The 18066-nt window shown below is 68.1% G+C and carries 17 protein-coding genes and 1 tRNA gene; 15 read left to right on the forward strand and 3 right to left on the reverse strand.

What is annotated here, in order from left to right:
* Positions 1–250: 250 nt before the first annotated feature.
* The 9 genes from QO015_RS08580 (at position 251) to QO015_RS08620 (ending at position 6355) form a co-directional block, all read left to right on the forward strand.
* A complete protein-coding gene (locus QO015_RS08580) occupies positions 251–460 on the forward strand; it encodes a hypothetical protein (protein ID WP_266280061.1) in 210 nt (69 codons plus the stop codon).
* Between the two features lie 176 nt (positions 461–636).
* Positions 637–1926: a UDP-N-acetylglucosamine 1-carboxyvinyltransferase gene (gene murA / locus QO015_RS08585; protein WP_266280059.1), complete on the forward strand. Its 1290-nt coding sequence runs from the start codon at positions 637–639 to the stop codon at positions 1924–1926.
* 111 nt (positions 1927–2037) lie between these two features.
* Positions 2038–2502 carry a DUF2948 family protein gene (locus QO015_RS08590; protein ID WP_266280058.1) on the forward strand — a complete coding sequence of 155 codons (465 nt, stop codon included), beginning with the start codon at positions 2038–2040 and terminating at the stop codon, positions 2500–2502.
* 105 nt (positions 2503–2607) lie between these two features.
* The gene (gene hisD / locus QO015_RS08595; protein ID WP_266280056.1) at positions 2608–3900 is read left to right on the forward strand and encodes a histidinol dehydrogenase; all 1293 of its coding nucleotides are present in this window, start codon (positions 2608–2610) and stop codon (positions 3898–3900) included.
* Between the two features lie 50 nt (positions 3901–3950).
* A complete protein-coding gene (locus QO015_RS08600; RefSeq protein WP_266280054.1) occupies positions 3951–4439 on the forward strand; it encodes a UPF0262 family protein in 489 nt (162 codons plus the stop codon).
* A 72-nt stretch (positions 4440–4511) separates the two neighbouring features.
* Complete coding sequence (locus QO015_RS08605; protein WP_266282399.1) at positions 4512–4922, forward strand: arsenate-mycothiol transferase ArsC; 411 nt, start codon at positions 4512–4514, stop codon at positions 4920–4922.
* Between the two features lie 329 nt (positions 4923–5251).
* The gene (locus QO015_RS08610; RefSeq protein ID WP_266280053.1) at positions 5252–5905 is read left to right on the forward strand and encodes a Maf-like protein; all 654 of its coding nucleotides are present in this window, start codon (positions 5252–5254) and stop codon (positions 5903–5905) included.
* 26 nt (positions 5906–5931) lie between these two features.
* Positions 5932–6180: a DNA gyrase inhibitor YacG gene (gene yacG / locus QO015_RS08615; protein ID WP_266280052.1), complete on the forward strand. Its 249-nt coding sequence runs from the start codon at positions 5932–5934 to the stop codon at positions 6178–6180.
* Positions 6181–6279: 99 nt separating this feature from the next.
* Positions 6280–6355 (forward strand) — tRNA-Phe (locus tag QO015_RS08620).
* An 83-nt stretch (positions 6356–6438) separates the two neighbouring features.
* Here QO015_RS08620 and QO015_RS08625 read toward each other — a convergent pair.
* Complete coding sequence (locus QO015_RS08625) at positions 6439–6594, reverse strand: hypothetical protein (RefSeq protein ID WP_266280051.1); 156 nt, start codon at positions 6592–6594, stop codon at positions 6439–6441.
* 720 nt (positions 6595–7314) lie between these two features.
* Here QO015_RS08625 and QO015_RS08630 point away from each other — a divergent pair.
* On the forward strand, positions 7315–9600 hold the full coding sequence (locus QO015_RS08630) for an EAL domain-containing protein (RefSeq protein WP_266280049.1): 2286 nt from the start codon (positions 7315–7317) through the stop codon (positions 9598–9600).
* 25 nt (positions 9601–9625) lie between these two features.
* On the opposite strand, the gene QO015_RS08635 is transcribed toward QO015_RS08630, so the two are convergent.
* Positions 9626–10195 carry a hypothetical protein gene (locus QO015_RS08635; protein WP_266280048.1) on the reverse strand — a complete coding sequence of 190 codons (570 nt, stop codon included), beginning with the start codon at positions 10193–10195 and terminating at the stop codon, positions 9626–9628.
* Between the two features lie 171 nt (positions 10196–10366).
* On the opposite strand from QO015_RS08635, the gene QO015_RS08640 reads away from it, so the two are divergent.
* The 5 genes from QO015_RS08640 to QO015_RS08660 are packed head-to-tail and all read left to right on the forward strand — an operon-like array spanning position 10367 to position 16284.
* The gene (locus QO015_RS08640; protein WP_266280047.1) at positions 10367–11380 is read left to right on the forward strand and encodes a LacI family DNA-binding transcriptional regulator; all 1014 of its coding nucleotides are present in this window, start codon (positions 10367–10369) and stop codon (positions 11378–11380) included.
* Between the two features lie 46 nt (positions 11381–11426).
* Complete coding sequence (locus QO015_RS08645; protein ID WP_266280046.1) at positions 11427–12722, forward strand: ABC transporter substrate-binding protein; 1296 nt, start codon at positions 11427–11429, stop codon at positions 12720–12722.
* A 60-nt stretch (positions 12723–12782) separates the two neighbouring features.
* A complete protein-coding gene (locus tag QO015_RS08650; RefSeq protein WP_266280045.1) occupies positions 12783–13706 on the forward strand; it encodes a carbohydrate ABC transporter permease in 924 nt (307 codons plus the stop codon).
* The gene (locus QO015_RS08655; RefSeq protein WP_266280044.1) at positions 13703–14596 is read left to right on the forward strand and encodes a carbohydrate ABC transporter permease; all 894 of its coding nucleotides are present in this window, start codon (positions 13703–13705) and stop codon (positions 14594–14596) included. The genes QO015_RS08650 and QO015_RS08655 overlap by 4 nt, the downstream gene beginning before the upstream one ends.
* Before the next feature lie 23 nt (positions 14597–14619).
* Positions 14620–16284 carry a GH32 C-terminal domain-containing protein gene (locus QO015_RS08660; protein WP_266280043.1) on the forward strand — a complete coding sequence of 555 codons (1665 nt, stop codon included), beginning with the start codon at positions 14620–14622 and terminating at the stop codon, positions 16282–16284.
* A gap of 43 nt (positions 16285–16327) precedes the next feature.
* On the opposite strand, the gene murJ is transcribed toward QO015_RS08660, so the two are convergent.
* Positions 16328–17965: a murein biosynthesis integral membrane protein MurJ gene (murJ, locus tag QO015_RS08665; protein ID WP_266280041.1), complete on the reverse strand. Its 1638-nt coding sequence runs from the start codon at positions 17963–17965 to the stop codon at positions 16328–16330.
* Positions 17966–18066: the final 101 nt, after the last annotated feature.

The raw sequence follows: 18066 nt of genomic DNA on the forward strand, positions 1-18066 counted from the left end.
CGTGGCGGGCCGGGACGGATGACGCAAGGAAGACGTGGATGGCCGGGTCGAGCCCGGCCATGACGGCTCACCGGATGCTGTCGCTGTCGTAACGGCCGATCCGGAGGAACTCACCCCCTGCCCCTGCCCCTGCCCCTGCCCCTGCCCCTGCCCCTGCCCCTGCCCCTGCCCCTGCCCCTACTCCGGCTCCGGCTCCGGCTCCGGACCATGCCCTCTTGCCAAGCCGGGGCGAAGGCGGGATTTTCGGCGCATGATGGATCCGAAGGACGAGAAAGTGCGGCCCGGTTCTTCCCCGCGAAGCGAGCCAGGCTCTTCACCGCGGGGCGAGACGGAGCGGGCGGGGCGCGAGGCGCGGCTCGCCGCGGCGTTGAAGGCCAATCTCATGAAGCGCAAGGCGGCTGCCCGCGCGGCCCTGCCCGGCGCCGACCTCGCAGCGAACGAGGACGACGAGACGCCCTGAGGCGCGCCGCGGCGCGTGCCTGCGCGGGACCACGCCGGCTCGCCTCAGGGGCCTGCTGCACCCTTGCCCGCGCCCCCGCGATCCTTGAGTCGGCCGCAATCGTCAGGTAAACGGCGCCTTCTGAACGTTCGGCGGCTAGACGTCGCGCGCTGATTCGAGAAACGGGGTCCCCCTTCATGGACAAGATTCGCATCGTCGGCGGCGCGCGCCTCAACGGCACGATCCCGATTTCCGGCGCCAAGAACGCCGCCCTGCCGCTGATGATCGCGAGCCTTCTCACCGACGAGACGCTGACGCTGGCCAATCTGCCGCGCCTCGCCGATGTCGCGCTCCTGAAGCGCATTCTCGGCAATCACGGCGTCGACATGACGATCTCGGGCAAGCGGATCGGCGATCCGGAGCTTTCCTCCGAGACGGCGCATTTCACGGCGCGCACCATCGTCGACACGACGGCGCCCTATGATCTCGTCTCCAAGATGCGCGCCAGCTTCTGGGTGATCGGGCCGCTGCTCGCCCGCGAGGGCTTCGCCAAGGTGTCGCTGCCGGGCGGCTGCGCCATCGGCACGCGCCCGGTCGATCTCTTCCTGGAGGCGCTCACCGCGCTCGGCGCCTCGATCGAGATCGATGCCGGCTATGTCATCGCCCGCGCCCCCGAGGGGCTGAAGGGCGGCCGCGTCGTGTTCCCGAAGGTCACGGTCGGCGCGACGCATGTCACCATGATGGCGGCGACGCTCGCGGACGGCGAGACTACAATCGAGAACGCCGCGCGCGAGCCGGAGATCGTCGATCTCGCCGACTGCCTCATCAAGATGGGCGCGAAGATCAGCGGCGCCGGCACCTCGACCATCCGCATCGAGGGCGTCAGCCGCCTGCATGGCGCGCGCCATTCAGTGATGCCGGACCGCATCGAGGCCGGCACCTATGCCATGGCCGTCGCGATGACGGGCGGCGACGTGCTGCTCGAGGGCGCACGCGGCGATACGCTGGAGCGGCCGCTGGAGATCCTCTCCGAGGTCGGCGCCGAGATCACGGTCACCAATTCCGGCGTCCGCGTCTATCGCAACGGCGCGGATCTGCGCCCCGTCGACGTGGTCACCGAGCCGTTCCCCGGCTTCCCGACCGATCTGCAGGCGCAGCTGATGGCGCTCGTCTGCCGCGCGCATGGCACCTCGCATATCCGCGAGACGATCTTCGAGAACCGCTTCATGCATGTGCAGGAGCTCGCCCGCTTCGGCGCCGAGATCCATCTCGACGGGCAGAACGCGACCATCGTCGGCGTTCCTGTGCTGAAGGGCGCACCGGTGATGGCGACCGACCTGCGCGCGTCGGTCTCGCTGGTCATCGCGGGCCTCGCCGCCGAGGGCGAGACGATGGTCAACCGCGTCTATCATCTCGATCGTGGCTTCGAGCGGCTCGAGGACAAGCTTTCGCGCTGCGGCGCGACCATCGAACGCATCAGCGGCTGAGTCTTCGCGCCCTCTTCTTGCGCAATTGCACGGCGCATCCCACCTTGGCGTCAGGTTAGCAGGCCCGGATGACCGGGTTTGACTTGCAGTCACAATCTGGGGTGCGTCACGATGGATCGGCTGAAGCTCGTTGCCTTCGACGAGGATGATCTCGCGGTCGTCTCGGCACATGTGCAGGACGCGGTGCTGAAGGTCGGCGACATGACCTTCCTGCCGCGCGAGCGGCGCTTCGCGGCGGTGATCAACCGCTTCGTCTGGGAAAAACCCGCCGAGGGCACGCTGAAGAAGAGTTGGGAGCGGCGGCGCGCCGGCTTCCATTTCGACAATGTGCGCGGCGTGCGCTCCTCGGGCATCGATCGCTCCAATCCCGATGCCGTGCTTGATCTTCTGGCCATCGCCTTCGATCCGGCCGAGGCGCCCGGCGGCACGGTGACGCTGATTTTCGCCGGCGGCGGCGCGATCGCGCTCGATGTCGAATGCATCGAGGCGGCGATCAGCGATTTCGGCCCGGCCTGGGCCACTGCCTGCTGCCCCAAGCACGATATCGACGCGGCGCCCGAGACGATGAAGGCCTGAGCGCGGGCGTGACCGACTGCCTCCTCCTTGACCTTTCCCGCAGGAGGCAGAGGCGCTAGACACTCCCGCGTCGCGGCCGCGTGCCGTGCCAGCAGGAGCAGTGCCTTGGCCATTCGCCTTCACCAGTCCGACGCCGATTTCGAAGCGCGCTTCGCCGCGCTTCTCGCCGCCAAGCGCGAGGTGTCCGAGGATGTCGACAGCACGGTGCGCACCATCCTCGCCGATGTGCGCGCCCGCGGCGACCAGGCGGTCATCGACTACACCGCCCGCTTCGACCGCCTGCCGCTGACGCCCGAGACGCTCGCCGTCGGCGAGGCCGAGTTTGCGGCCGCCGAGCTCGCCGTCGAGGACAAGACCCGCGCCGCGCTGACGCTGGCACGCGACCGCATCCGCGCCCATCACGAGCGCCAGAAGCCACAGGACGACCGCTATACCGATGCGCTCGGCGTCGAGCTCGGCTCGCGCTGGACGGCGATCGAGGCGGTCGGTCTCTATGTGCCGGGCGGCACCGCGTCCTATCCGAGTTCCGTGCTGATGAACGCCGTGCCGGCCAAGGTCGCGGGCGTCGACCGCGTCGTCATGGTCGTCCCGACGCCGGACGGCGTCGTCAATCCGCTCGTCCTCGTCGCGGCGAAGCTCGCCGGCGTCGACGAGCTCTACCGGATCGGCGGGGCGCAGGCGATCGGCGCGCTGGCCTATGGCACGGCCACCATCCCCCCCGTCTACAAGATCGTGGGCCCCGGCAACGCCTATGTCGCCGCGGCGAAGCGGCAGGTGTTCGGCACGGTCGGCATCGACATGATGGCGGGCCCCTCCGAGGTGCTGATCCTCGCCGACGGCGCGAACGACCCCGACTGGCTGGCGGCGGACCTGCTGGCGCAGGCCGAGCACGACACGGCCGCGCAGGCCATGATCATGACCGACGACGCGGCGCTCGCCGATGCCGTCGAGGCGGCCGTCGAGCGGCAGCTGAAGACGCTGCCGCGCGGCGAGACGGCCGCGGCGAGCTGGCGCGACTTCGGCGCGGTGATCGTGGTGGACGACCTCGAGGCCGCGCTGCCGCTCGCCAACCGCATCGCGCCGGAGCATCTCGAAATCGCCGTCGCCGATCCCGAGCCGCTGCTCGCCGGTGTTCGCAATGCCGGCGCCATCTTCATCGGCCGCTCGACGCCGGAGGTGATCGGCGACTATGTCGGCGGCTCCAACCACGTGCTGCCGACGGCGCGCTCGGCCCGGTTCTCGTCGGGCCTGTCGGTGCTCGACTTCATGAAGCGGACCTCGATCCTGCGCACCGGCCCGGAGCAGCTCCGCGCGCTCGGTCCGGCGGCGATCACGCTTGCGGAGGCCGAGGGGCTCGGCGCCCATGCCCGCTCGGTGGCGATCCGGCTCAATCTGTAGCAGGATCGGCGAGCGGCGCCGGAGAGGCGCGTCCGAGGGAGCGTCCGGCGATGGCGGAGGACAACGGAGGCGAAGCGGGACGGCTCGTCGCGGTCGAGCTCGACCCGGGCTCCATCGGGCGCTCGACGGCCGATGTCGAGCATGAGCGGCGCATCGCGATCTACGATCTCGTGGAGGACAACCGCTTCGTCCTGCCCGGCCATGCGGCGGGCGAGTATCGCCTGCATCTCGCCGTGCGTGACAACCGCCTCGTTTTTGACATCCGCGATGCCGAAGACCGGCCGCTCGTGCTGCACCTCCTGTCGCTGACGCCGCTCCGCCGCATCGTGCGCGACTATTTCACGATCTGCGACAGCTACTACGCCGCCATCCGGACCGCGACGCCGAGCCAGATCGAGACGATCGACATGGGCCGGCGCGGCGTCCACGACGAGGGCTCGAAACTCCTGATGGAGCGGCTCGCCGGCAAGATCATGGTCGATTTCGAGACCGCGCGCCGCCTGTTCACGCTCGTCTGCGCGCTGCACTGGAAAGGCTGAGGCTTGGACGCCGCACCGCCGCCGAGCCCCGACCCCGGCACGGCGGCGCGCCCGCCGCGGTCCGTGCTCTTCATGTGCGGCATGAACAGCGTCCGCTCGCCGATGGGCGCCGCTTTGATGCGGCGGCTTTTCCCGCGCGGGCTCTATGTCGCCTCGGCGGGCGTGCGCAAGGGTGAGGCCGACCCCTTCACCACCGCGGTCATGGACGAGCAGGGTATCGATCTCACGCGCCACCGGCCGCAGACGATCGAGGACCTCGAGGACACGAATTTCGACGTCGTGATCACGCTGTCGCCGGAGGCGCATCACCGGGCGCTGGAACTGACGCGCAGCATGGCGGTCAGCGTCGAATACTGGCCGACCCCCGACCCGACGCTCGTCAGCGGCAGCCGCGAGCAGATCCTCGAAGCCTATCGCGCGGTGCGCGACCAGCTTGCCGAGCGGATCAAGGCGCGCTTCGGCTGGACGCCGACGGGCAACTGAGCGCTTCGCAAGCGGCGCCGACTTCTCTGGAGCCTTTCCTGGCTTCCTGGGATCGCTCTGTTTCTCCACTGGCGCGCGCGATCCGCAAGGAGGGTGCCGCAGCCCGATGCCTTTGCATCGGGCAAGGCAGCCGGCACAGCGGGCGCCCGCCAGCGGAAAACCCGAAGGGCCGTCCTGACCCGGGCCAAATTCTTCGGTCTTCGTCTCGGCCGTACCCCGGCTACGGCCGTCGCCAAAGCCCTCGACCTTGGCCCGGATCAGGACGGCAGAGCGCTTCCAGCAAGCCAGGAAAGGCTCTAGAGACTGTCGGGACCATGTCCGGAACGACCATGACAGTGACGCCCAACGCCTCGAAGCCCAAGGCCCCGACGCCGAAGCTTCTGCTCGCCTCCGCCAGCCCGCGCCGGCTTCAGCTCCTCGCGCAGGCCGGCATCGAGCCGGACGGGCTGCTGCCGGCCTCGCTCGACGAGACGCCCCTCAAGAACGAACTGCCGCGCAGCCTCGCCAAGCGCCTCGCGCGGGCAAAGGCCGAGGCGGCTCTGGCGGTCGCGGCGAAGGACCCATCGATGGCCGGCGCCTATCTCCTTGCCGCCGACACGGTGGTCGCGGTCGGCCGCCGCATCCTGCCCAAGGCCGAGTTCGAGGACGAGGCGGCGGACTGCCTGCTGCTCCTCTCGGGCCGCTCGCACCATGTCTATACGGCGATCGCGCTCGCGACGCCGAAGGGCACGATCCGCGTGCGGCTGGTCGAGACCAAGGTCCGCTTCAAGCGTCTTTCGCGGGCCGAGGCGGATGCCTATCTGAAGTCGGGGGAGTGGCGCGGCAAGGCGGGCGGCTATGCCATCCAGGGCCTCGCCGGCGGCTTCGTGGTGAAGCTGGTCGGTTCCTATACGGGCGTGGTCGGCCTGCCGCTCTTCGAAACCATGACGATGCTCGAGGGAGAGGGGTTCCCGACGCGCAAGGGCTGGATCGATCCGGCCTGAGACGCGACGTTCCCGCTGAAAGCCATATGACCGACGAGACCAAGCCGGCGCGCGCCGCCGAAATCCTCCCGCTCCGGGCCAAGCGCCCCTGTCCGATCTGCGGTCGCGATTCGCAGCGCGACGCCTATCCGTTCTGCTCGAAGCGCTGCAAGGATGTCGACCTGCACCGCTGGCTGAGCAATTCCTATGCGATCCCCGCCGTGGAGACGGAGGAGAGCGCCTTGGCCTCCGACGACGATTCGCCGGCTGACCAGGGCGGCCGCTACGAGAGCTGACGCCGCGCCATCCACAGGCCGCTTTCGCCCTCTGGACAGCCCCCGCCGCCTCCCCTATAAGGCCGCTGTTCCCGCGGCGCCAAGGCGCTTCGCGCGTGGGCCTGGGTAGCTCAGTTGGTAGAGCAGCGGATTGAAAATCCGCGTGTCGGTGGTTCGATTCCGCCCCCAGGCACCACCTATCTCCTCCCGATCCGACGAAAATCAGGCCAGGCTAGCCTCGTGTTCACAGACGCTGGGCGTTGAGCCGTTGTTGCGGTCTCAGCAGGCGTCGATGTCGCGCTTGAAGCCCTTGCCGCAGACATTCGGCTGGTTGTTCATCGTCTGGTAGATGCGCGAGTTCGGGTTGGCGGTGGTGCAGGCGGCGAGTGTCGGCATCGCGAATGCGAGGGCGCCGAGGAGAAGGACGATCCGCATGATGGCCTCCGGGTGATGCGGGCGGCGGGGCGATCGCGTCCGCCTGATCCCGCAACGCGCCAGCCCGTTCTCCGATCCGTGCAGCCTCTGGCGGCGCGCCGATCCGGGGTTCGGCCTGCAGTCGCGGCGGAGCACTCCGCCAGCGCAACCAGCGAAAGCAGGATCGCGGAGGGGGCGATGCCGGCCGTGACGACGCCGGCGGGCGTCCAGCGCGCCGTCCCCTGCGGTGGGACGGGTCTTACCGATCCTCAGGTCCCAGCTCGCCTGCATCTCGTCCGGACGGGAAGGAGGCATCGGCGCTTCCCCGCCTCGCTGGTCCGTGATCGCTGATCCCTCCCTCGATCTCGACAAATCCTGACTGAGCCCTGTCCCCGGCGCGAGTGGATCGCCGCACGGGTCCGGACCGCGCCGGATGGTGCCCGCCGGATGCGCTCGCACATGCCCGGCGATGCGACCTCGCCCTGATCGTCAGTCATCCGTCTCTCAAGCGCCCACCATCGCCGGTGCACGGCGCGCCGCGGCGGGAGAGAGCCTCCCTGCTCGCTTCGGACACATGACAAGAGATTGATCATGATCAACCCCACATTGCAGTTGCTGTATATTTCCCTTGCGAGTTCGCGACAGATGTTCGATCGATGGGTCAAACCTTGCGTGAGATCAAACACGCCTGCGGCTAACCTGCTTGCTTGAGATTTCCTGGCGCGCTCTCAGGAGGAGCAGTTGGACGAAGTCCACTTTCATCTCGTGTTCGATGGGCTGCTCCGCAGCGCAGCGATCTTCGCCGCGCTGATTATCTTTCTAGCTTATATCATCGCCCGGCTCGGTTCACACGACGTTCCCCTGCAGCGACTTGGGTGTGGTCTTGCCTTCGGGCTGTTCTCGGCTGTCTGCATGGTCTGGCCGATCGGAAGCGAAAACGGCTTCCTGCTCGACGTTCGCGCCGTGCCGCTGGTGCTGTCGGCGCCTTTCTTCGGGCTTCCGGCCGGGTTGCTCACCCTGGTGATCGCCGCCGGCTCCCGAGTCGCCCTTGGCGGGGCCGGCACGGCGCCCGGCGTTGCGGTCATCATCCTCGCCTTCTGCGGCAGCGCCATCGCGGCGCTCTGGCGCGGCTGGGGTCCGTCGGCGGCGTCGGAGCCCCGCAAGCCAGTCAGCCTCGGCATGGGCGTATTCCTCGCCATCTGGGCAACGGCAAGCATGGCGCTCCCATCGATTGTCAGCAGCCTTGACCAGGCCACCGCCTCAATCTCCTTCTTCGCGGCGACGAAGGCTGTCATAGCCGTCATCCCGCTTCTCACTTTCGTCGCCGCGCTCGTCCTCCTCCTCGAAGAGCGCCGGCTTGAGATGGAACGATCGATCCGCGAGAGCAACGATCGACTCGCCGGGATCATTGCCAACGTGCCGGGCGTGATCTATCGGCGGGTGTTTGGCGTCGACGGCCTGCCGCGTTTCCAGCTTGTCGCGGGCCGGGTGGATGAGGTGCTCGGCGTCTCTGCCGACGAGCTCATGAAGGACAGCAACGCCGTCATCACCAGGATCTTGCCGGATGACGAACCGCGCATCAGGTCGGCGATGGCAATCGCAATTCGGGAGCAGGGACCGTTTGACGAGGAATTCCGCTTTCGGCATCCCGATGGGACCATCCGCTGGCTACACGCCAAGTCACAGGTGAGGGAAGACCGCGGCGACGGCTCCGCCGACGGCATCTTCATGGACGTGACGCGGCTCCGGAAGGCGGAGGCGGCGGCGGTCAAGGCCAAGCAGCGCGCCGACTGGATCGCGGATCACGATGCGCTCACCGGTCTCACCGATCGCCTCGCCCTCATCCGCCGCGCGATGCAGGAAATGCAGGCCTCGCCGGAAGGGGTCACGCTTGTCCTGCTCGATCTCTCCGGATCGAAGGGCATCAACGAGCGGTTCGGCCATGCGATCGGCGACGCCCGCATCCTGATCGCCGCGCGCCGGATCGCCGGCCTGCTGCCGCCGGGCTTCGTCGCGCGCATGGCCGGCGATACATTCGGACTGCTGGTCACCGACGGACGCAGCGACGACGAGATCGCCAGCTTCGCGCAGCGCGCCCTGATCGTCCTCGGCGGCGCCGCGGAGATCGACGGAGCCGTTGTGCCGCTCGGCGCGCATTGCGGCTACGCGGTGATCGAAGGGCGGGGCAGTTCGATCGAGACGCTGGTGCGTTCGGCGGAGATCGCGCTCGAGGTCGCCCGCGAGCGCGACGACGGCTCGGCGATCCGCTATTCGGCCGCGATCGAGCATGAGCGGACGGAGCGGCAGCGCTTTGTCGACTCGCTGGCGAGCGCGATCGACATCGGCGCATTGACGCTCGTCTGGCAGCCGATCGTCGCCGCGGCCGATCGGACGATCGTCGGCCGAGAGGCGCTCTGCCGCTGGAACCGCCCCGGCGAGGGACCGGTTTCGCCCGACCGCTTCGCTGCGGCGGCCGAGCGGAGCGGCCTCTGGCAGCGGCTCGACCAGTATGTGCTGCGCAAGGCCTGCCAGGAAGCGGCGCGGCGGGACGATGGCGGCTGGATCTCGGTCAATGTGGCGTCGAGCTGGGTCGGCGAGGGCGATCTCGTCGCGATCGTCGCCGCGGCGCTGGCCGAAAGCCGCCTTCCGGCGGACCGCCTCTGGCTGGAATTCACGGAGCGGGTGGTCATCGACGAGCCCGATCGCGCCAGCGCGCTGCTCGCCGGGCTGCGCGAACTCGGCGTGCAGGTCGCGATCGACGACTTCGGAGCCGTCTATTCGTCCCTCTCCTACCTGCACCGCCTGCCGATCGCCAAGATCAAGCTTGACCGCGGCTTCGTCGAGGATCTGGAAATCGACATGCGCGCGCGAGCGATCGTCGATGCCGTGCTCGGGCTCTGTGCGCAGCTGTCGATCGACGTCGTCGCCGAGGGCGTCGAGACGGAAGGCCAACTGGCCTGGCTCAGGGCCCATGGCTGCCGATTCGCACAGGGCTACCTGATCGGCCGCCCCACGCCCGTTCACTAAGGCCGCCCCTCCCCTTCGGTCGCTGTCAGAGCGCACCCTCGTCGGCGAGCGACATCGTCTCCTGCACGACGCCGGAATTCGAGACGAGGCAGCGCCAGGGCGCCTTCTGCGGACCGACGCCGACGGTGACCTCTGAATTGGCCTGCGAGAAGATCATCGCGGTGATCGCGACCTGCGTGTTGTTGGTCACCTTGGCGACCGCCTTGAGGCAGGCATTGCGCGCCGCCTTGGGGACGCTCTGGTCCATGATGGCGCCGTGCGCCGCTTCGGCCGGCGCGGGTCCGCCGCCGGCCGGCGGATAGGCGCGGAATTTCGCGAGCTTGCCCTTCTTGTCGAAGCGGCACTGGAAGGACGTCACGTTATCGCCCGATGGCGGCGTCTGTCCGGTGACGATGGTCTGGCCCTGATAGGCTTCACCCGGCAGTGTCGTGACGAGATTGCGCCCGACCTTGAGACGCGTCGCCGCTTCCTTGGCACAGGCGTCTTCGAGCGAGCCGCCCGACGAAGCGGCGGATGCGACGGTTCCGCAAAGAGCGGCTGTGGCGGCGGCGACTCCGACAAGAATAGCCGTCACCCGACCTTTGATAGCTCGCATGTTCGTTTCCCCCGTTTGGATCGTCCGATCCGGCCCCGGCAGCTTCCCGCCGGTCGTCAGTCCCCATCCTGATCTAGCTCACGCCCCGCACGCGATCAGGGGGTCTTGACACGGAAAGCGGTTGAGCTAGACGTGAGTAAACGATAACCCAACGCGGAAACGCCAATCTCTATGTCTCGCGCCAAGGTCTCCCTGCAGGACATTGCCGGCCGGCTTGGCGTTTCCGTCAAGACCGTTTCCGGTGCGCTGCATGGCGACGGCTCGATCCGCATGTCGAGCGACACCCGTCAGCGCATCCGCGCGCTCGCCGAGGAGCTCGGCTATGTGCCGAACCTCGTGGCGCGGGGCATGCGGCGCGGCGTGATGCCGATCATCGGCATCGTCGCCGACGGGCTCATCACCCAGCCCTTCGCGACCGAGATCATGCGCGCCTTCGACAATTCCATGCGCGCCGACGGCCTGTCGGTGATCGTGACGTCGACCGGGAGCGGCCGGCCCGTCGAGGCGAGCATCGCCGAACTGCAGCGGCTGATGCCGCAGGCGATCGCCTACGCCACGATGTATCATCAGGTCGTCGAGCTGCCACCGGCAGCCCGCGACGCCGTCCGCCTGATGATCAACTGCCGCGACACGGAAGACACGATCCCCTCGCTGGTCCCGGCCGAGCGCGAGGCGGCGGCGACGATCACGCGCCATCTGATCGCCAGCGGCCGGCGGCGCATCGCCTTCATCAACCTGCCCGGCCTTCTGGCCGGCGAGCTGCGCGGCGCGGGCTTTCGCGACGCGCATGCGGCCGCGGGCCTCGCGGTCGACGAATCGCTCGTTCGGCCGGCGACGCGCGGCACCTATTCCGGCCAGGCGCGCAGCCTCGTCTTCGAACATGTCGCCGAGCTTTTCGGCCGGGCCGACCGTCCCGACGCGATCCTTTGCGGCAACGACCGCGTCGCGCTCGAGGTCTATGGCGCGTTGCGCCGCCACGACCTCGCGATCCCGGACGACGTCGCTGTCGCGAGCTTCGACAATCAGGTGGAGATCGCCGCGAGGCTCGATCCCCCGCTCACCACGATGGCGCTGCCGCACCGGGCCATGGGCCGGCGCGCCGCCGAGATCCTCGCCGGGCATGAGGCGCCGGCTGAGGCCGTCGAGGAGATTCCGTTCCGCTTCGTCGAACGCGCTTCGGTGTGAAGCGCCGCGGACCGGCTGCATGAGGGAGAGGAAGTCAATGTCACGGATGGGTAATCGTTTACTGCGCCTGACGGCGCTCACCACGGCGCTCGGCGCCGGCCTCGCCGGCCTTTCGGCGGCCGAGGCGGCCACCCTGAAGCTCATGTTCCAGGGCGACCCCTATGAGGTGAAGATCATCACCGACACGGCGAAGAAGTTCGAGGCGGCCAATCCCGGCACGACCATCGAGCTGATCAACACGCCGCACGACGCCTATAACGAGAAGGTCGGCGCGGCGGTCTCCGCCAATGCCCTGCCCGACATCATGGAGCTCGATGCGCCGTTCCTGGCCAATTATGTCTGGTCCGGATTCATCCAGCCGATCGCTCCCTTCATCGACAAGGCGGTGCTCGACGACATGACGGCGTCGAACGTCTCGCAGGGGACCTATCCGGTCGACAAGCAGCTCTATGCCGTCGCGCTCGTCGATTCGACCGTCGCGCTCTATGCGAGCCGCAAGCAGCTGACCGACCTCGGCGTCCGCATCCCGACCTCGGTCGAGGACGCCTGGACCAAGGACGAGTTCGAAGCGCTGCTCGAGAAGCTCTCGACGACACCGGGCGTGAAGTGGCCGATCGACCTTTTCCGCTCCTACGGCACCAAGACCGAATGGATCACCTATGCCTATGAGCCGGTGCTCGAATCCTTCGGCTGCGACCTGATCGACCGCACGACCTGGAAGGCCGAGGGTACGCTCGACGGCGATACCTGCGTCGAGGCTGCGAAGATGATGCAGAGCTGGGTGCAGAAGGGCTGGGTCGTGCCGCAGTCGGCGGGCGGCAACCAGTTCTATGCCGAAGGCCGGCCGGCCGCGCTCGCCTGGGGCGGGCACTGGTTCTATGCCGAAGCGAAGGCCCAGATGGGCGACGACGTCGTCGTGGTGCCGCTGCCGAAATTCGGCGAGAAGAGCGCCAGCCCGAACGGCACCTGGATCTACGCGATCACCAAGAACGCCTCGGATCCGGCGCTGGCCGGCAAGTTCCTGTCCTTCATGCTGCAGGACCCCGACTATCGCGCCGCCTATCGCGAGCATGCCGGCTTCCCGGGCCTGAAATCCTTCGCGGCGGATTCGCCCCTCTATGCGCCGGGCGGCGCCATGGCGCTCGCCTTCGAGCAGGCCTCGAAGAGCGCCGTGCCGCGTCCTCCGCATCCGGCCTATCCGACCATCACCCTCGCCTTCCAGAAGGCGATGAACAACATCTTCGACGGCGCCGACGCCAAGGACGAGCTCTCCAAGGCCGCCAAGGAAATCGACGCCGATATCGAGGACAATGACGGCTATCCGCCCTTCGGCGGCAACTGAGCCTGACGAGCGGGCCGCGCCGGCGCCTCGGCGCGGCCCATTCCAAACCGGGAGGAATCCATGTCGATCGATGCGGTGCCCGCCGGTGGCGCGGGCCGGCGCGGCGCGCTGTTCGGCGGACGGGTGCAGGAAGCGGCGATGCTGCTGCCGGCGCTCGCACTCATCGCCGTCTTCCTGCTGCTGCCCTTCCTGTCCTCGTTCCGGATCGCGCTCACCAATGAGCGGTTGATCCCGCGGCCGGTGCCGCCGCGCTTCGTCGGGCTCGACAATTTCCAGAATATCCTGTCCGACCACGAGTTCTGGGTCGCGCTCTGGAACGTTGCCCGCTTCACCTTGATGGTTCTGCCGGTGCAATGCGGCTTCGCGCTCGCCGTGGCGCTGATCCTCAACACCAAGCTGCCGTTCCGCAACGTCTTCCGCGGCCTGTTCTTCCTGCCGGCGATCACCTCGATGGTCGTCGTCTGCGTCATCTGGGCGACGCTGTTCCAGTATCCGACCGGTCCCTTCAACCAGATCCTCTCGGTGCTCTCCTTCGGCATGGCCGGCCCGATCGACTGGCTGGGCGATCCGCGCTTCGCGATGCCGGCGCTGGTGCTTCTTTCGGCCTGGCAGGCCTACGGATTCCAGATGATCGTCTATCTGGCGGGGCTCCAGGGCATTCCGGAATCGCTCTACGAGGCGGCCGAACTCGACGGCGCCAATCGCTGGCAGCGCTTCTGGCACGTCACCATGCCCTCGCTTCGCCAGACGCATATCTTCGTGCTCATCATCACGACCATCCAGGCGTTCAAGCTGTTCACGCAGGTGAACATCCTGACCCAGGGGGGCCCGCGCGGCACGACGGACACCGTGGTCCACTACATGTTCACGGCCGGCTTCGTGAACCAGCGGCTCGGCCTCGCCTCCGCCGTCGCCATCATCCTCTTCTTCATCGTTCTCATCGTCTCGCTGGTGCAGCGCTTCGTGGTGAGGGACCGCAAATGACCTCGATCTCGCATCCCGCCACCCTCGCCCCGGCTCCTTCGCGGCCCGTGCCGCGCGACTGGAGCCGCGTCATCGCGGTCGTCGCGGTCTCCATCCTCGCCCTCGTCGTCATCTCGCCGCTGTTCCTGCTGGCGGTGGCGAGCCTGAAGCCGGACCGCTTCCAGATCCTCGCCGACATGGGCTCGTTCCGCGCCTTCTGGGTCTCCGATCCGTCGCTGCAGAATTTCCGCGACGTCTGGACCTTCTCCGGCGCCCTGCCTTTCGGCCGCTACCTGCTGAATTCTCTGATCATCCTGTTCGTGACCGTGCTGGGCGGCGTGTTCCTGAACTCGATGGCCGCCTTCGTGCTAGCCTGGGGGCGGTTGCCCGGCCGCGCGGTGATCCTGACGGCGCTCATCGCGCTCTATATCGTCCCGCAGGAATCGATCGTCCTGCCGCTGCTCACCATCGTGAACCGCGTCGGGCTCTCCGACAGCTTCGCGGCGCAGATCCTGCCGTTCATGGCGAGCCCGCTCTACATCTTCCTGATCTACCAGTTCTTCATCCAGGTGCCGCGCGACATCTACGACGCGGCGACCGTCGACGGCGCGGGGCCGTTCCGCATCTACTGGTCGGTGTTCCTGCCCATCAGCCTGCCGGTCCTCGCGACCGTCGCGATCCTGCTCGGCATCGAGACGTGGAACCAGTATCTGTGGCCGCTGATGGTGACGCAGACCGATCGCGCGCGGCCGATCTCGGTCGGCATCGCCTCGTTCTTCGGCCATGACAGCGTCTACTGGAACAGCGCCATGGCCGCCTCGGTCATGATGATGATCCCGGTCCTCATCTTCTATCTGGCGTTCCAGCGTTGGTTCGTCAGCTCCTTCATCTCCTCGGCCGTCAAGGGCTGATGCCGCAACAAGGGACGACGTCCATGAAGATCGATCTCGCCGTCCGCCAGGGCGAAACCCTGCATGTCTTCCAGAAGCCCCTCGGCGCGGCGGCCGCCTCGCGCGTGACGCTGACGACGGCCGGCGGCGGGACGATCGTCCTCGCCGGCCCGCGCTCGGACGACTTCACGCGCAGCGAGGCGGCGGACCTCGCGGATGGCCCCGCGGTTCTGGAATTCGACGAGGCAGCGACGGCGGTGTCGCTCGTCTATGCCTTCGATCCGGCGCGCGTCATCGACGAAGGCATCCGCACGCTCTTCACCACGGAGCGCAACCGCCAGGTCTCGCCCCGCTACCGGCTGCATCTCGCGCCGCCCTTCGGCTGGATGAACGATCCGAACGGCCTCTCCGAGGTCGGCGGGCGCATGCACCTCTTCTACCAGCACTATCCGCACAGCCTGCGTTGGAACACGATGCACTGGGGCCATGCGGCGTCGCGCAACGGCATCCACTGGGCCGACCAGCCGATCTTCCTGCTGCCGCGGGCCGAGCTTCTCGCCTCCGACGCCAAGGTCGGCGGCGTCTTCTCCGGCTCGGCCGTGCCGGCGGCGGACGGCTCGCTGCGCGTCTTCTACACCGACCGCGAGGACGACCGCACGCCGAACTGGGAATGGCAAATGACCGCCGTCTCGACCGATCTCCTCGCGCCGGGTGCGGCCACGGCGGTGGTGACGGAAACGCCCGACCTTCCCGGATACCGCAAGGATTTCCGCGACCCCTATGTCTTCAAGGGACCGGACGGCCGCTGGAAGATGCTGCTCGGCGGCGGCGACGACCAGGCCGCGCTGGTGCTGCTCTATGAAAGCGACAGTGCCGACGGCGCCGAGGGCTGGCGCTTCGTGGGCGTGTTGCACAGCGAGCCGACCACGCAGAAGCTGCCCGCGGAATGCCCCTGCATGGTGGCGCTCGACGGCGAGGGCGACGGTCTCTTCGTGCTGATCTTCGGCATGCTCGGCTCGCGCGACGAGGTGAGCCGCCGCCGCAACATGACCATCGCGCTCACCGGCCGCTTCGACGGCGCGCGCTTCACGCCGATCCGCCGCGACGAACTCGACCACGGCACCGACTGCTACGCCTTCCAGGGCATCGCCGGCGCCAATGGTCCATTCGGCATCTCATGGGCGGCCAACTGGACCGACGTGTTCAAGGAGCACGACTTCCCGAGCTGCATGACCTTCCCGCGCCGGCTCGTCTGGCAGGAGGGGGCGCTGTCGACGCCGCCCATCGAAGCGGTCGCCGAGCTGCGCCTGCCGCAGCCGCCTCGCCCGCTGACCGCCGATGGAAGCGCGATGCCGCTCGCCGATGGGCTCGGCGAGATCGAAATCGAAATCGGCGAACCCGGCGCACCCTTCCGCCTCGCCTTCGACCATCCGACGTTCGGCGTCGCGCTCGATTATGACGGCGACAAGCTGGAGCTCGACTTCGTGCCGCCGGGCAAGCGCCCCTCGCCGCGCTATTTCGTCGAGGACGTCCGCCCGACGACGCTGCGAATGTTCGTCGATGTCGGATTGATCGAGATTTATGTTGATAATGGTCGGTTTTGTTTCACCAAACGCATCGACAGCGACGAGCCCGTTTCCGCGATCCGCCTGGACGCGCCGGTCGCCGCGGCGACCGGCCGGCTGTACGATCTGAGGCCGCTTCGCTGAAGCAAGGGCCACTCTCAGGCTCGGCCCCTGCTGCCGGCGACAGTTACGCCGGCTTGCGCCTTCGCTTGAAGCGCGCGGTGATCCGAGCCGTGACCTCGGCCAATTCCTTGAGGCCGAACAGCCGGGCCAGCAGCGCATAGAAAGCGATGCCGGCAAGGGAGAGCATGGCGCCGCGCAGCAGGACGACGCCGATTCCGAGCCCCGGCAGCCAGTCGACGAGAACCGTCCTGAAGGCAAGGCCCGCGGCGATCGCGATCGCCGCGGCCGCGCCGGCGCGGGCCGCGCCGTCGAGCATGCCGGCCTCCTTCGGCAGCACCTGGCCGCGCGCCCTCGCCTCGCGCTCGAAGCGGCGGCGCTGCATGAAGCCGAGCACCAGCACATAGGCGAGAATCGCCACGGAACTGGCGATCGCGAGCCCGACCGCGCCGGCCTGCTGGCGAAGGACGACATAGAGCGGGATCAACACGATCGTCGCGATGGTGCCGATGATCGTCGGCATCCAGGTGCTGCCGAGGGCGTAGAAGCCGCGGCCGATCAGCGTCTGCGCCGCCCAGCCGCACAGGCCGATCGACATGAAAGAGAGCACGGTCGCCGTGGCGGCGGCGTCGGTAGGCGTGAAGCGGCTCGCGAAGGCGCCCCATATCAGATAGACGGCCTCGAAGCCCGCGAGCGTGATCGCCACCTCGGCCGCGAAGGTCGCGACCAGCATGAGGCGAACCGCATGGACGAGCACGCCATAGGCCTCGTCGATGCGGCCGCTGGCGACCGTACGCGACAGCGTCGGATAGGAGGCGACGCCGAGCGCCATCCCGAAGACGCCGATCGGTACATTCATCAGCGTGCGCGCATATTGCAGATAGGAGAGGTCGCCCGCCGGCAGGAAAGACGCCTGGTTCTTGATGATCCACTGGTCGACGAGGACGATCGAGAAGCCGAGCATGATCGGCAGCGACAGGAAGAGGTAGCGGCCGAGATCGGGATTGCGGAACGACAGCGTCGGATGCCAGCGCATGCCATGGCGGAGGCAGCCATAGAGCGGCATGCCGAATGGCCCGACGATCGAGCCGACCAGCACGCCCCAGGCGAAGCCGTCGGCGCCCAAGCCGAACGTGGCGCCGAGCAGTCCGCCGAGGATGATGCCGACCGAATAGACCAGCGGCGCGGTTGCCGGCAGCGCATGGCGGTCCTGCGCCTGCAGCGTCGCCGAGAGAAGGCCGCCGACGATGTGGAAGAACTGTGCCGGCAGGATGATGCGCATGAGGCGCACCAGCGTGTCGATCTCCCCCGCCTCGGTGAAGCCCGGCGCGACGATGCCGGCGAGCGGCCGCGCGAACACCATCATCAGCACGATGCCAAGAGTCCCGACAACGGCGATGAAGTTGGCGATGACGCTGAAGGCACGCCAGCCGCCGTCCTCGTCGCCCTTCTGCAGGTGCTCGAGAAAAATCGGAATGAAGACGATCGAGAGCGCGCCGGCGGCGAGCAGGTAGTTGAGGAAGTCCGGCAACGTGAAGGAGGCGAAATAGAGATCCGCCTCGCGGCTCGCGCCGAGCGTTCGTCCGACGATCTGCTCGCGGACGAGGCCGATGATGCGCGACAGGAAGATCGAGGCGCCCCAGATCGCCGACGCGATGGCGATCGTGCGGTTGCGGCTGTTGGCGGCGGGCGGCGAATCGGCCAATCGGTGAACCCCGGCGAGATGTCGGGGTCTTTTCCGGTCGCCGACAGGCAAAAGCAAGGCCGCCGACCGTCACAGGGTTGACGTGGCCCGGCTGGGCCGGC

This window comes from Kaistia geumhonensis, from assembly GCF_030815145.1.
In the GTDB taxonomy this organism is placed as follows: domain Bacteria; phylum Pseudomonadota; class Alphaproteobacteria; order Rhizobiales; family Kaistiaceae; genus Kaistia; species Kaistia geumhonensis.

Excerpts from the sequence above, each read along its gene's own strand:
- QO015_RS08580 (WP_266280061.1), top strand. The coding sequence starts at position 251 with ATGATGGATCCGAAGGACGAGAAAGTGCGGCCCGGTTCTTCCCCGCGA.
- QO015_RS08655 (WP_266280044.1), top strand. The coding sequence starts at position 13,703 with ATGACCTCGATCTCGCATCCCGCCACCCTCGCCCCGGCTCCTTCGCGG.
- QO015_RS08600 (WP_266280054.1), top strand. The coding sequence starts at position 3,951 with ATGGCGGAGGACAACGGAGGCGAAGCGGGACGGCTCGTCGCGGTCGAG.
- QO015_RS08635 (WP_266280048.1), bottom strand. The coding sequence starts at position 10,195 with ATGCGAGCTATCAAAGGTCGGGTGACGGCTATTCTTGTCGGAGTCGCC.
- murA (WP_266280059.1), top strand. The coding sequence starts at position 637 with ATGGACAAGATTCGCATCGTCGGCGGCGCGCGCCTCAACGGCACGATC.
- QO015_RS08640 (WP_266280047.1), top strand. The coding sequence starts at position 10,367 with ATGTCTCGCGCCAAGGTCTCCCTGCAGGACATTGCCGGCCGGCTTGGC.
- QO015_RS08650 (WP_266280045.1), top strand. The coding sequence starts at position 12,783 with ATGTCGATCGATGCGGTGCCCGCCGGTGGCGCGGGCCGGCGCGGCGCG.
- QO015_RS08660 (WP_266280043.1), top strand. The coding sequence starts at position 14,620 with ATGAAGATCGATCTCGCCGTCCGCCAGGGCGAAACCCTGCATGTCTTC.
- QO015_RS08590 (WP_266280058.1), top strand. The coding sequence starts at position 2,038 with ATGGATCGGCTGAAGCTCGTTGCCTTCGACGAGGATGATCTCGCGGTC.
- QO015_RS08645 (WP_266280046.1), top strand. The coding sequence starts at position 11,427 with ATGGGTAATCGTTTACTGCGCCTGACGGCGCTCACCACGGCGCTCGGC.
- QO015_RS08610 (WP_266280053.1), top strand. The coding sequence starts at position 5,252 with ATGACAGTGACGCCCAACGCCTCGAAGCCCAAGGCCCCGACGCCGAAG.
- QO015_RS08605 (WP_266282399.1), top strand. The coding sequence starts at position 4,512 with ATGTGCGGCATGAACAGCGTCCGCTCGCCGATGGGCGCCGCTTTGATG.
- QO015_RS08625 (WP_266280051.1), bottom strand. The coding sequence starts at position 6,594 with ATGCGGATCGTCCTTCTCCTCGGCGCCCTCGCATTCGCGATGCCGACA.
- yacG (WP_266280052.1), top strand. The coding sequence starts at position 5,932 with ATGACCGACGAGACCAAGCCGGCGCGCGCCGCCGAAATCCTCCCGCTC.